Source organism: Hymenobacter norwichensis DSM 15439, from assembly GCF_000420705.1.
GTDB classification, from domain to species: domain Bacteria; phylum Bacteroidota; class Bacteroidia; order Cytophagales; family Hymenobacteraceae; genus Hymenobacter; species Hymenobacter norwichensis.
On the sequence record NZ_ATVL01000006.1, the window covers coordinates 837,912 to 851,611 of the forward strand.

The 13,700-nt window shown below is 57.7% G+C and carries 14 protein-coding genes; 12 read left to right on the plus strand and 2 right to left on the minus strand.

The features are described from left to right. Nucleotides 1–89: 89 nt before the first annotated feature. The gene (locus tag G536_RS26270) at nt 90–968 is read left to right on the plus strand and encodes a transglutaminase-like domain-containing protein (protein ID WP_022822438.1); all 879 of its coding nucleotides are present in this window, start codon (nt 90–92) and stop codon (nt 966–968) included. Between the two features lie 168 nt (nt 969–1,136). Here the strand turns inward: G536_RS26270 and G536_RS0104755 are convergent, their stop codons facing one another. Then, nucleotides 1,137–1,748, minus strand: a complete 612-nt coding sequence (locus tag G536_RS0104755; RefSeq protein WP_026879835.1) for a redoxin domain-containing protein — start codon at nt 1,746–1,748, stop codon at nt 1,137–1,139. Between the two features lie 98 nt (nt 1,749–1,846). Further along, nucleotides 1,847–2,503, minus strand: coding sequence for a 4'-phosphopantetheinyl transferase superfamily protein (locus G536_RS30340; RefSeq protein WP_022822441.1), 657 nt, complete (start codon nt 2,501–2,503; stop codon nt 1,847–1,849). 134 nt (nt 2,504–2,637) lie between these two features. On the opposite strand from G536_RS30340, the gene G536_RS0104765 reads away from it, so the two are divergent. From G536_RS0104765 to G536_RS30350, 11 genes are all read left to right on the plus strand, one after another. Beyond that, nucleotides 2,638–3,564 (plus strand): WD40 repeat domain-containing protein, encoded by a 927-nt coding sequence (locus G536_RS0104765; RefSeq protein ID WP_022822442.1) that lies wholly within the window; start codon nt 2,638–2,640, stop codon nt 3,562–3,564. A 157-nt stretch (nt 3,565–3,721) separates the two neighbouring features. Then, a complete protein-coding gene (locus G536_RS0104770) occupies nt 3,722–4,741 on the plus strand; it encodes a DivIVA domain-containing protein (RefSeq protein WP_022822443.1) in 1,020 nt (339 codons plus the stop codon). Nucleotides 4,742–4,878: 137 nt separating this feature from the next. Continuing rightward, nucleotides 4,879–5,241, plus strand: coding sequence for a dihydroneopterin aldolase (folB, locus tag G536_RS0104775; protein ID WP_022822444.1), 363 nt, complete (start codon nt 4,879–4,881; stop codon nt 5,239–5,241). Nucleotides 5,242–5,435: 194 nt separating this feature from the next. Beyond that, entirely contained in the window at nt 5,436–5,987 is a 552-nt protein-coding gene (locus tag G536_RS0104780) for an RNA polymerase sigma factor (RefSeq protein WP_022822445.1), read from the plus strand. Nucleotides 5,988–6,016: 29 nt separating this feature from the next. Then, nucleotides 6,017–6,871, plus strand: coding sequence for a HEAT repeat domain-containing protein (locus G536_RS30345; protein WP_022822446.1), 855 nt, complete (start codon nt 6,017–6,019; stop codon nt 6,869–6,871). Between the two features lie 107 nt (nt 6,872–6,978). After that, entirely contained in the window at nt 6,979–7,755 is a 777-nt protein-coding gene (locus G536_RS0104790; protein WP_022822447.1) for a DUF4097 family beta strand repeat-containing protein, read from the plus strand. A 96-nt stretch (nt 7,756–7,851) separates the two neighbouring features. After that, nucleotides 7,852–8,676, plus strand: a complete 825-nt coding sequence (locus G536_RS0104795; protein ID WP_157530410.1) for a carboxylesterase family protein — start codon at nt 7,852–7,854, stop codon at nt 8,674–8,676. A gap of 43 nt (nt 8,677–8,719) precedes the next feature. Next, nucleotides 8,720–9,448, plus strand: a complete 729-nt coding sequence (locus G536_RS0104800) for a DUF4097 family beta strand repeat-containing protein (RefSeq protein WP_022822449.1) — start codon at nt 8,720–8,722, stop codon at nt 9,446–9,448. A gap of 69 nt (nt 9,449–9,517) precedes the next feature. Continuing rightward, on the plus strand, nt 9,518–10,342 hold the full coding sequence (locus G536_RS0104805; protein ID WP_022822450.1) for a DUF4097 family beta strand repeat-containing protein: 825 nt from the start codon (nt 9,518–9,520) through the stop codon (nt 10,340–10,342). Nucleotides 10,343–10,455: 113 nt separating this feature from the next. Beyond that, on the plus strand, nt 10,456–10,884 hold the full coding sequence (locus G536_RS0104810; protein ID WP_022822451.1) for a BlaI/MecI/CopY family transcriptional regulator: 429 nt from the start codon (nt 10,456–10,458) through the stop codon (nt 10,882–10,884). Next, entirely contained in the window at nt 10,871–13,453 is a 2,583-nt protein-coding gene (locus G536_RS30350; RefSeq protein ID WP_084708485.1) for a M56 family metallopeptidase, read from the plus strand. The genes G536_RS0104810 and G536_RS30350 overlap by 14 nt, the downstream gene beginning before the upstream one ends. Nucleotides 13,454–13,700 lie beyond the last annotated feature (247 nt).

Sequence of the window (13,700 nt, forward strand, 5' to 3'; positions counted from 1 at the left end):
CCTAAACGGCTGGCGCTGATTAGGCCCGGCTGGCTACCTTTATCTGTTCCGCAGGCCGCCTCACGCCGTCTGGCCCCGCTTACCCGTACATGACCAACAAAGAAATAAAAGCCCTTATCTCCCTGCTCGACGACCCCGAAGTTGCCCCGCAGATTCAGGAGAAAATTCAAACCCTTGGGGAGAGTCTGATTCCGTTTCTGGAAGAATCATGGGAAGAGACCCTGGACTCGCAGCAGCAGCAGCGCCTCGAAAACCTAATTCACAATCTCCAGTTTGAGGGCCTGCAACAGCGCCTGCGCGTGTGGCGCGACTCGGGCTCCGACAACCTGATGGAGGGCATGTGGCTGCTGAATTCTTATCAGTACCCTGATGCCGATTTGCAGGTGCTTACTCGTGCCATCGAGCAGTTGCGCTTTGAAGTCTGGACCTTACTCAAGCCCGAAATGCATCCTGCCGACCAAGTGCAGGCACTAAACTACGTGCTGTTTAAAACCCACAAATTCGCGGCCAACACCCAGAACTTTCACTCGCCGGCTAACTCGATGTTGCAGCGGGTACTGGAAACCCGCCGGGGCAATCCGCTCACGCTGTGCGTGATTTACTTGCTGGTGGCGCAACGCCTGAACCTACCCATCTACGGTGTGAATCTGCCCAACCTGTTCGTGCTTACCTACCGCCTCGACGACCTGGATGTGGAGCCGTTCTATATCAACTGCTACAACCGCGGCCTAGTCTTGTCGCGCACCGATATCGAACACTACATTGGGCAGCTCAACCTCACGCCCAACGATATTTTCTACGAGCCCTGCACCCACGTAGATATTGTACGCCGCGCCCTACGCAACTTGCAGCTAAGCTTTGAGAAGCTCCAGGAGCCCGGCAAAGCCGCTGAGGTGAACAAGCTACTTGCCATCCTCACCGACGAACCAGCCGCTTCCGAAACCGCGGAACCCGAGGAGGAAGATTAAAAAACTCCAGCAATGCCGAGACGTGAAGTGTCGCATTTCTGCATCAACCAGAGAATTTATACAAGCAAAAAGCCCTTGCCGTTTGATTACGGTAAGGGCTTTTTCTTGTATGAAAATTACTACGCGGCTTGGGGCAATCCTTCGTTTCGGCTCGTGCTGATTTAAGGGTTAGTTGCGCTTGATGAGGCAGCCCGCGGCGCGCTTATCGGGTACGCCGGCGGCGCGGCCGGCCAGTAGGTTGTCGAGGGTTTGCTGGAGATAGTGCTCCTTGGCGAAGCCTTCCACCTGCGGGTTATCATCAATGGCACCCTTGTAGCGCACCGCAAACCCGCTGCCGACGGGCTGGAGTACCACAACTTCAGGAGTTTTGGTGGCTCCTAACAGGGTACTTACTTTCTGGCCTTCGTCGCTAAGCATAGGCAAATCGGCGCCGCTGGTGGTTTTAATTTTTAGCTTTTCGGCGTCGGTACCCCCGGCACTGGCTTCTAGGTTAATGGGTGCTTCGATGAATAGAAACTGCACGCCGCGCCCGCCATACGTTGCGCTCAATGCCGCCAGCCGGCCCTGATACAGCCGCGTGAAGGCACAGTTAGGGTTCACGAATACCACCACCACAGCCTTGTTTTCTGCATAGCTGCTGAGCGCCACTTCGGCGTTGGCGCTGTTTTTTAGGCTGAAATTGTCAACCGTACGGCTGCCCTGGGCACGGGCCATACCCACAGCCACCGTGCAAAAAAGCAAAGCTGCAGCCGCTACAATAGAAATTCGACGAAGAGACATGAGGAAAGTGAAATGGTGAGATAATGAAGTGGTGAGTCTAAATAATGGAGCAGAGAGTTTGGCTGATTGGGTAACCTGCCGTCAAACTCACTATTTCACTATCTCGCCATTTCACTGAGGCAGTAAGTTAGTACGTAATCGGGAGTGAGGCGCTGATAGTGGACTTGGTGTTGGCTGCGGGAGTTTTCGAGGAGCAGGTGTCCCGTCAGTACACCGGCCTCCCGCAGCCCAAACGGGTCGAGTAGAATTTGCTCTTTGAACACCAGGCCCCGGCGACTATGCAGTTTGTAGAGCGTCTCTTTGGCACTCCAATAGAGACTGTACTTCACTGCGTCGTCGCCGGCGTCGGCCCGTTCGGTTTCCGATAGAACCCGCGGTGCCAACTTTTGCGCTTTGTCCCGTACCAGTTCAACATCTGTGCCAACTCGCCCGTGCGTGGCCACCACTCCCGCCACCCAACTGCCGGAGTGCGACAGAGAAACCGCGAAATCAGGCAGCTGCACGAAGAATGGCCGGCCGTTGGGGTCGTTGGAAAGTAGGGCAGGAGCGGGCGTGAACTCGCGTAGCAGTTCATGCACCAGCACCCGGCCCGCCAGCCATTGCGTGCTCCGGGCTTCGTGGCGGCCGGTGGGCAGTACGGCCGTGTAGTGCGCCGGAATGGGCAGGCAGGCAAGCAACTCTTCCGGGGTTTCAGTCAGTTGCCACAAGCCAAGTACGGCGTGTTCGGAGAGGGGAGTAAGGGAATGCAAGGGCATAGCGGTAAAGGTAAGGCAGTAGCATGAAGCCGTTGGGTTGCGTTTGGTTTCCTACTCTTCAGGCTGACTGCCAACACGAGTATTCACCAGCGGCTGTTCGCGCTGCTTCCAAGTCAGTGCCCTACCTTCGTGGTATGGCTCTGCTGCACCGTCCCGAAGTTCAAAAACTCGCCGCCCTCACCGGGCACCACGACTGTGTGTACACGGTAGCCGGAACGCCAGGTGCCTCGCATTTCTATTCCAGCGGCGCCGATGGGTTGGTAGCGGCGTGGCGCGCTGATGCCGCTGAGCAGGATGGTGAGTTGGTGGCGAAGGTGGAAAACTCGGTGTACGCCCTGCTTCACCTGCCAGATCGAAATCTGCTACTGCTGGGTCATAACTTTCAGGGCATTCAAGCCATTGACTTAACGCAGAAAAAGCTGGTTTTTGCTACTGCCTTGCCGCCGGTTGCCATTTTCGATATGGCGTATTCCGAAGCGCGGCAGCGGCTGTATGTGGCCCTGGCCGATGGCACGCTGGCTGTGCTGCGCGCAACCGATTTTCGGGTGGAAACCCTGCTGCGGGTCTCCGATAAAAGCCTGCGTTGCCTGACGCTGCACGAGGAGCGGGGCGAACTAGCCGTAGGCAGCTCCGACTGGCTGATTCATGTGCTGGATGCTGATACGCTGGCCGTGAAGCACAGCATCAGCGGCAGTACCAATTCTGTATTCACCGCCGCTTATTCGCCCGATGGCTGCTACCTGCTCACGGCTGGCCGCGACGCGCATTTGCGGGTGTGGGACGTAGCCGCTGGCTACACGGAGCACCGCAGTATTGTGGCGCATCTGTTCACCATCAACCACCTGAAATTTTCGCCCGATGGCCAGTTGCTAGCCACATGCAGCATGGACAAAAGTATCAAGCTCTGGGATGCCGAAACGCTGGCGTTGCTGCGCGTGGTAGATAAGGCGCGACACGCCGGGCACGGCACTTCCGTCAACAAGTTGTTTTGGCCGGCAACCCAGAATCGGCTAGTTTCGTGTAGCGACGACCGTAGTTTAGCCGTGTGGGGGCTTACGTAGCTATTGGCTGATGGCTTTTAGCTGTTGGCTCTATGGTGCTGATAAGTAGCCCGTAAAGCGTGGACTTGTTCTACTTCTCATTGTCCAACTGCGCCTCATTTCTTTCAATTCAAAAGCTGCTGGCTAACAACTAACAGCTAGTAGCCAATAGCTAAAAATGAAAATCACCGCCCTCGATATCCGGCAGAAAACCTTCGAAAAAGCCTTTCGGGGACTCAACAAGGAGGAAGTGGAAGCTTTTCTGGTTACCCTCTCGCAGCAGTGGGAACGGATGGGCGACGAAAACCGCGAATTGCGCGTGAAGCTCGACCACGCCACCCAGGACGTGAGCAAGATGCGCGAGGTGGAAAGCAGCCTTTACCGCACCCTCAAAACTGCCGAAGACACCGGCAACAGCATCACCGAGCAAGCCCAGCGCGACGCCGAGCTGCGCATCCGAGAGGCCCAGCTCAAAGCCGAGCAGTTGTTAGCCGATGCCCGCCAGAAAGCCCGCGCTGTGGTGGAAGATGCGTATCAGCAGTCGGAAAAGACGATTGCTGAAATGAAGAAAGAAGTGAGTGGCCTCGGGCAGGAGTGCCAGCGCCTCGAAGCCCACCTGGAAGGCTTAGTGCGCGACCTGCACCACTTGGCCTCCGAAGCGTTGGCGAAGGCCGAAAAGGCGCGGGCACAGCCGAAAGCCAGCACGGCAGCCATCCTTTCCCGCGCAGCTAGCGTAAAGGTAAACCGGCCCGATTCTGAGCCCGATTCACCCCAACCCGCCGCTCCTATGTACGCTACCTCCTCTGCTAGTTCTTCCGCTGCTGCCATTGGTAGCTCGGCCACTTCTTTTTCTGGTTCGTCTTCGGCCGCGGCTGTAGCCGAGCCACGCAACTACAACCCCAAGCCAGGCCAGCAGCCCGACCCTGGCGCGCCGGCCCAAACACCCGGCCCCGACATTCGGCCCAATCCGTCGCCCGACGAAAACCCTGGCAAGGCTGATCCGTCGCGCATCTACGAACCCGGTCCGGCCGTGGTGCCTAACCCAGTAGAACCCTACACCGAGCCTGTTGCGCCCGATATCCAGCCAATAAGCCCCGGCCACCCCGAAATAGCCCAGCCCGCTCCGGCTACGCATCCCGGCCAGCCCGGAATGGCTGCTGTAGCATCCACTGAGAAGTCGTTTTTCGACGAAATATAGGTGCCGGCATCAGCTTAAAATGATCGAACAAAAAGCCTGCCTTTCGGGGCGGGCTTTTTTGTTGCTTTGTACTTCAGTGGCCGGAGTGGCAGATCAGACACTCCATTTCACTGCTTCACACTTTCACACCTCACCACATGGGCCAGATTGCACTGGAAGGAATGGAGTTTTTTGCGTTCCACGGCTACTACGACGAGGAGCAGAAAATCGGGAATAAGTACGGCGTAGACCTCTACATCACCACCAACCTGCACGCGGCTGGTGCCTCCGACCGCCTGCACGAAACCGTGAACTACGAAGTGCTCTACCGCGTAGTGCGCGAAGAAATGATGGCCCCCGCGCGCCTACTCGAACACCTCGGCCACCGCGTGCTAGACCGGGTTCTGGAAGAGTTTCCTTATATCGACGCCGTGCAGGTGAGCGTCTCGAAGTTCAACCCGCCGCTGGGTGGCATCTGCCACCGGGCCCGCGTCACGTTGGAACGGCAGCGCGGTGCGTAGTCTTTGAGAAGTATATAAACGCAGAAAACCAGCTGTAATAGGCTGGTTTTCTGCGTTTATAGGTATAGCGTTGAGGTGAGGGCGAAGTAATATCTTGCCGATTATAAAAAATAAATGCGGGTGCTTGTAACGAATGGCCCTGCTGCCGGTAATCGGTGCAAAATCAATCTTCTACGCCTCTTTTTCCCCTTAGAATGCAGGTTGTTGCTACGAGCGACGAAGAGCTAATGGCTCAGGTGAAGGCTGACAACCTGGACCAGATGGTGCCGTTGTTCGAGCGTTACCAAGGCCCGCTTTTTGGGTTTCTGTGCCGGTTGAGCGGCGGTGATACCGAAGTAGGGCAAGACCTCACCCAGAACGTGTTCTACCGGGCCATGAAGTACCGGGCCAGCTACCAACCCGGCCAACCGGTGCGGGCCTGGCTCTACCAACTGGCCCGCCATGTGCACGCCGACCATTGGCAGAAAAGCCGCCGCCAGCAGCCCGTCAGTGACCTGGAGGGCGTGGAGCGCACCGCCAGCCATGGCCGCGCCGCCCAGTCGTACTGCCAGTCAGTTGACCAGCAACAGGCTTTGCAGGAAGCGTTGAACCTGCTGTCGGCGGATCAGCGCGAAATTCTAGTATTGCACCGCTTTCAGGGGTTCGACTACGCCGAAATAGGAGAGATGATAGGCTGCACTGCTGGGGCGGCTCGCGTGAAGGCCCACCGCGCCCTCGAAGCGCTTCGCAAAATATACTTCAGCTGAAAACCGCGGGCCTGGCCCGACTACATATTATGAACGAGTCTTTCAACCATCACGCTCCTAGCCCCGCCGACTGCGACGCCCTGGCGCCGTTGTTGGCCGGCTACGCCGAACAGGATTTGTCGGCGGAGGAAACGGCGCAGGTGGAGGCGCATCTGCCGAATTGCACCGTTTGCCAAACCCACTTAGCTGAATTGCGCCAGCTGCTGAGCTGTATCGACGACCAGCCCAACCTTATGCCCCCGCTGGCTTTGCGCGACAACTTTCTGGGCCAGCTGGCCGCTGAAAAATCGGCTTTGCCCCAAGCTACGGCTCCGGTGTCAGCGGCACCCGCCGAGGCCAAAGTGGTAGCCTTCTGGGCCCCAACGCCTACGGCCCGCTGGCTGCGCATTGCCGCTAGCATTGCCTTGCTGGCTGTAGGGGCGGTGCTGGGGTTGCTGTTGCGCCCGACGGGTACCCCCGATATGGCCTCGCGCCAACCCGGTGCTTCTGAGGCGCTGGCCGCCCACCTGACAGCCGCCACCAGCCAGCCTGCTACGGCTAGCCGCCGCATTAGCCTAGTAGCCGAAGCGCCAGCCACCTTGCAGCCCGGCGACCCTGCCGTGCAGGTGCTCATCAATACTCTCAACGCCGACCCCAGCCCCAACGTGCGGCTGGCCGCCTGTGAGGCCCTTTACCGCCTCCGCGCCGACCCGCGGGTAGGCCCTGCACTGGTGCAAGCCCTGCCCAACCAGCGCGACCCCAACGTGCAAATCACTTTGATTGAACTCTTGGTAGCTCTGCGCGACAAACGTGCCGTGCCTACACTGGAGCGCCTTTCGCGGCAGCAGGATGCTTTACCCGCCGTGCGCCAACAGGCGCAAAATGGTATCGGCCTGCTTATCTAACCAGCTAGAATGCCCGGCAAGCATCCGGATGCCTTGCCAGACTTCCTACTGCCACGCTCAATGCTGGTGCCTTATTTTTTTCTTCTCGACTTACTGACTGCTTACCCATGAAAAAGCCTCTTGCACTTACTTTTTTCGCGCTGCTGACTGCTTGCCTCAGCGTGCGCGCCCAGGAATTCAAAACCAAGTTCAGTAGCCGCCAAGACCGCAAGGTGGTGCTGGAAATGCAGGGTGGCGACGTAACCGTGGAAGGCTACGACGGCGACGAGCTGGTCATCCGCGGCAACGGCTTCGAGGAGCCGCCCAAAATGGCTCAGGGTCTGCGCCCGGTGTACAATACCGCCCAGGATAACACCCAAATCGGATTGTCGGTGACGCCGGGTACGGGCAATACGCTACGCATTGTGAAAGCCTCGCGCAAAGAAGTTACCTACACCATTCGGGTGCCGCGCCGCACGGCGGTGGTGTTCACTGAAACCAACTGGAACAGCGGCGACCTAGTGGTGCGCGACTTGGAAGGGGGCATTGAAGCGTCTCTGAAAAGCGGCGACATGAAGCTGCTGAACGTGTCGGGGCCAGTAGTAGCCAACAGCATCAGCGGCGACGTAACCATCCGCTTCAGCAGCCTGCGGCCCGAGCCCAGCTCCATTTCGGTGGTCAGCGGCGACCTGGACGTAAGCATGCCCGCCGCCAGCAAAGCGAACCTGACGCTACGCTCCATCTCCGGCGAAATCTACACCGACTTCGACCTGAATCTGGCCAAAGGCGCCGATAATACCGTGCGGGTAGGCGGCCAGACGGTGAGCGGCACCATCAATGGCGGCGGTCCGGCTGTGTCACTCAAAACCATCAGCGGCGACATTTTCGTGCGCAAAGCCAAGTAGGTAAGCCGCATAGGTACAGCGCAATTTGAGCACAGGTAAGACGGCGCTATTTCTTATCCCTATCCCCTCAGTGAAGTGATACAACAGGTACGATGCATGTTGCTCGCATTGCTGCTGCTTGCAACTAATCAGGTGGAAGCCCAAAAGAAACTAGCCGCGGATAGCATTGCGGCGGTGGAAAAGCAATGGGTGGCAAAAATACTTGCTAATACTATTGCGCCGCAATCCGGTAACAAGTTCAAAAAAGCTCCCACAGGGTTTGCCTTGTATTTCATTGAAGCCGACACGCTGAAAGTGCCTTATTGGGTGTATGTGCCGAAACAGTATAACCCAGCCAAAGCGCACAAAACCATTGTCTATCTGCACGGCGGGGTAGGCTCTATCAAGCAGTTTCAATACAAAGATCCGGAGTATGCCACCGAGTCAATATTTGCCCTGGCTGAGCGCTACAATGCTATTGTGCTCTACCCGTTTGCCAAAAAGGATTTCGGCTGGATGCAGCAACCAGCTTCGTTTCAGTATGTGCTTGACATGATTGATGCGGCCAAGCAATCCTACCATATCAATGCGCAGCAGGTCTTTTTAGGCGGAATGTCGAACGGGGGCTCTGCAACCTTCTGGTTTGCTAGTAACCACCCCGACCTGTTTGCGGGCTTCTACACCTTTGCCGCGCTGCCTAAGTTGCAGATAAGCGAAATCAACTTCAAGGCGCTGGCGAGCAAACCTTTCTATTCGCTACACGCCCACGACGACAGCTTGTACCTGTACAAGAATGTGAAGGCGACTTACGATTTGCACAAAGCAGAAGCTAAGGCCTGGCATCTGGAAACTGTGCCGCAAGGAGGCCATGGCTTCATCTACAGGAAAAATAGCGAAGAAGTCATGCAGGGGTTGCTCGACAAGCTTCTGCTGCATCAGTAACCCGCTTTTCAATTCCGTTTCTCCACTTTCTAATTTCCAGCTCATGCGCCAGTTTCTACTTCCCCTCTTGCTTGTTGGGTTGACTCTTGGAGCCGCTCAGCCAGCTTCTGCCCAGAAAATCATCGAGAAAAATGCCAAAGTAGCGGCCGGGCAGCGCGTGGTGCTGGATCTGAAATTCGGCAACACCATCCGCATCCGGCCCGCTACCGATAACCAACTGCACCTGCGGGCTTCAGTCAACATCAACGGCAACAAGCTCAACGACGCTCTGCAATTGTCGCTCACCGAAACCAGCGGCAGCGTAACCGTAACGGCCGACCTCAACCAGACCCTGCTGGCTACCGCCCAATCCGGCGACTGTTCGCCCAATAGCTCGACCACGCACTTCGGGACTTGGGATAAGAGTAAAGGAAAGCGAGACGGTGTGTGCACCGATATCAACTACGAAATACAGGTGCCGGCCGGGGCCGATGTGCGGGTGAACACCATCAGCAGCAACATAGAGGTGGCTGGCCTGACCGGGCCGCTGGAAGCCAAATCGATTAGCGGATTTGTAGACGTGAGCTGGCCGCCTGCAAAAGGCGCAGCACTAGCCTTGAAAACCATTACTGGCGAAGTGTACACTGACCAAGAAGTGGCCTTCGAGAACCGCAAGGCAAACCCGATAGTGGGCTACCAGCTGCGCGGCGCGCTGGCCAGCGGCAACGGCCCACTGCTTAAGCTGGAATCCATCAGCGGTGACGTGTTTTTTCGCAAACCTAAAACGAAGTGATGCAGTAACCGGCCAAGCGAAAGTCGGTCGGGTCAATAATCTATAGTCAACACTCATCAGCCAATACCCATGAAAGCTTTCTTCACTACCTGCGCGCTGGCGCTGCTGGGCCTGCAAGCGGTGGCTCAAACGCCGGCGGCTCCTATCTTCAAATCCGACTGCGAAGACCATTGGTCGAATGGCGGCAACAAAGGCTACTGCGAAACCCGTGACATGACGTTGGCCGCTCCCGCCGCCGGCCAAACCCTCACGATTGACGGCCGGCGTAACGGCGGTATTACCGTGCATGGCTGGGACGGGCTGGATGTGCGGGTGCGGGCCCGGGTGCAGAGCTGGACCAAATCGGAGGCGGCTGCGCAGGCGCAGGTGAAAGCCGTGAAAATCAGCAGCACGGGTAATGTACTGAAGGCAGAGTTGGGCAGCGACGATAATTGGGCGGTGAACTACGAGGTGTTTGTGCCCCGCCGCACCGCATTGGCGCTGAACACCTACAACGGCGGTATCAGCATAGAAGGCGTGCAGGCACCCGTTACGTTTGAAGCGTACAACGGCGGCATCAGCCTGACCGGTCTGGGCGGCGACGTGCGCGGCACTACCACCAACGGCGGCGTAAACGTGACCCTCACCGGCACCAAATGGGAAGGCAAAGGACTGGACGTGACGACCACCAACGGCGGCATCAACTGGCGGATTCCCAAAACGTACTCAGCCCAGCTTAAAACCGCCACTCAGCACGGTGGCGTCAGCGCCGACTACCCCATCACCGTAACCGGCAAAATCGGCCGCAGCCTCGATACCAAGCTCGGTGAAGGTGGGCCTCTGGTTTCGGCCACTACCACCAACGGCGGCATCAGCGTGAGAGGCAGCATGCTGGAGGGGTTGAAGAAGTTGTAAAGGAAACATCTTCTCGTTGCACGAAATATTTCGTACATTATATTTGGATCTACGACATGCTTCGTATATGTTTGATGTACGAACTGATTCGTAGGACTAAAACAGCCGTAGCAATGAGCAAGACCCCCATTCCCAAACCAACTGAATCGGAGCTGGAGATTCTCCAGGTGCTGTGGCAGCACGGCCCCAGCACCGTCCGGTTCACCAACGACCAGCTCAGCCAGAAGCGCGAGGTCGGCTATACTACCACCCTCAAGCTGCTCCAGCTCATGCTCGATAAGGGTTTGGTGCTGCGCGAAGACGACTCCAAAACCCACGTGTACCGCGCCGCAGTGCGCGAAGAGGAAACCCAGGGCCTGCTGCTCGACCGGTTTGTGGATGCCACCTTCGGCGGCTCGGCCACCAAGCTGGTGATGCAGGCCCTCGGCAACCACCCCACCTCCGCCGACGAACTGGCCCAGATTCGGAGCCTGCTCAACCAAATCGAACAACAGCGCAACGATACGTCCAACGCTAAAGGTCAAACCGATGAGCCTGCTTGAACACTATGGGTCGCCGGCGCTAATGCGCGCCTTGGGTTGGACGTTGCTACACTCAGTTTGGCAGGGTGCATTGGTGGCCCTCACAGCCGCCACGCTCCTGATGCTTTTGCACCGCCACGCCGCTGCTTTACGCTACCGGGTGGCAGCCGGAGCCATGCTACTGTTGTTGGTACTAAGTGGCTTCACCTTCGGGTACTATTACGCTTACTTTCATGCTGGCAGCAGTTCAGTAGCGAAAACTGGTGCTACCGTATGGTACGCCAACGCGCCGGCTGATGTAGTGGCAGTACCAGAAAACGGCGTAGTACTCCAGGATGGCAACGGCCCGACGTTCACTGATGCCCTTACGCCACTAGAGGAGCCCAGCCGTTTGCAACAGCTCCTGCAAACCAGCAAAACCTACCTGGAGCGCAACATGCCGTTTGTAGTGGTGGCCTGGCTGCTGGGTATGCTAGCCATGACGCTGCGCTTCCTCAGCGGCCTGGCTTACGTGCAGCGGCTACGGCGCTACCGCGTGGCCGCTTTGCCCGCCGAGTGGCAAACCCGCCTCGATGCGCTAGCCGCCCGCACTAATCTACGCCGGCCAGTGCAGATTCTGGCCTCCGGGCTAGTGCCGGGGCCGCTGGTAATTGGTTGGCTGAAACCAGTGGTGCTGCTGCCTATGAGTGCCGCCTCGGGCTTGTCGGGCAGTGAGCTGGAAGCCATTCTGGCCCACGAACTGGCCCACGTCATGCGCCGCGACTATCTGTTCAACTTGTTGCAGTCGGTGGCCGAAATCCTGTTCTTCTACCACCCAGCGGTGTGGTTCCTCTCGGGGTGCCTGCGCACCGAGCGCGAAAACTGCTGCGACGATATTGCAACTGAATTGTGCGGCGACTCGCTGGTACTGGCACAGGCGCTGGCTTCTTTAGCAGCCCTGCAACACACGCAATCCACCTTCACGCCGCGCATGGCTATGGCCGCTGCCGGGCAGCCGGGTTCGTTGCTGAGTCGGGTGCGCCGCTTGGTGCAGCACCGTGCCGCCGCGCCTACGTTCTCCGATGGGTTCTGGGCGGCTTGTGTGGTGCTGTTGAGCGTGGGGTTGCTTACCGTAACCACGGTGCTGTCGTTGAGTGCCGCTTCGTTTAGCACGCCTTCCACTACCGCCACTGTGCACGATGCTTCAACGCCAATGGAAGCCGAGGCTGCCAAGGAAGTGGTTTCAGAAGCCCCTGACGCGGTTCCCGAGCCCAACGGCTACGAGCCTAGCGAAACCCAACTGCTCGATGACACCGTGGTAGTGTATGCCCAGAGCAACCCCAAACTGCTCACCAAATCCGGCAAAGCCAAGCTCAACGAAATTAAGGGCCTGACCGTGGTGGTGAAAGATGAAAGCGGCGCCATTTCCGAGGTGTACGTGGATGGAAAAAAGGTGCCCGCCGCCGAACTGCCTACCTATCGCGAGGCCTTAGCCAAAACCGAGGCCGCTAAAGGCACTGCCAAAACGCGCGTAGTCACCGGCCAAATACAGCAGGACCGTATGACCATGCTCTCCAACCGCATGGCTACGGCAGCACTGTCCGGCAATTCGCCCAGCGCCGCTGATGCCGAGGAACTCTCGAAGCTGGCCATGGGAACTGCGCGCATATCCGTGCAGATGAGCCAGCTCAACGGGGACATCCAGCAAATGGAGAAATCGTTTAAAGCAGCTGAAAAGGACATCATTAAGGAGCTAAATCAGAAAAACCTGAGCGAGGAAAAAATCGAGGCGCTACGGGAAAGCCTCCAGGAGCTACGGGAGCAACACATAGAGCAAGTGGAGGAAATTCGGCTCGCTGAAGACCAGGACCGGCGGGACGAGGAGCAGGACCGCCGAGACGCCGACCAAGCCCGCCGAGACGAGCAACAAGCACGCCGTGACGCCGACCAGGCGCGGCGCGATGTAGAGCAAACCCGCCGCAACGTGGAGCAGGCGCGGCGCGACAAAGAGCAAGCCGCGTGGCACAAGGCACTATTAAGCGAACTGACGAAGGATGGCCTGATTCGGGACCCCAACAACTTCAGCTTCTCCCTCAGCCAAAAGAGCCTCGCTGCCGACGGAAAAAAGCAGTCGGATGCCCTGCGCGACAAGTACCTGAAGCTATACGAGAGCCGCACTGGCCGCAAACTGAGCACAACAGGTTCAATCAACATTGTAGAACAGCGCGACAGTAACTCCACCGTGGCCTATGATGACATGCCGCCGGCCCCACCTGCGCCGCCAGCACCAGGTACGCCCATGGCGCCGTCGTTGCCGCGGGTGCCCCGCACGCCAAGCATACCACGGGCCCCCTCGGCACTCCGCGCGCCTACGGCCCCGCGTCCTCCCCGCGCCCCGGAGGATCGATCTGAGCGGGTTCGGGAAGCGTTGTGGCAAGATGGGCTTCTCGACAAAAGTGAGAAAAGCTTCAGCTTGCAGCTCAACAGCAAAGGCCTGATCGTGGACGGTAAACAACAGTCGGCAGCCCTAGCCGACAAGTATCGGAAACTACTGGGTGTTTCCGATGCCAAAAACAGCAAGTCAACTATAAATATTACGGTGAGTGAGTGAATCGCCGTGCCGGCCGCTGCTGCAACAGCGGCCGGCTTTATTACTAACAGTGTCTGTGGAAGGTATTTGTAAAAAATACTTGCGAATACCAGTAACCTATTCGCCGTTGGGGAGTGTCTGCTACACCAAGCTCCGTTTTTAGGCCGAAAAGCGACCTTGTAACATTAAAATATAGAGTTCAGGCAACGTTTGACGCGTTGCGGGCATCTATGGCTCCAAGTGCTTGGAGTGACCTTATCACGTAAAC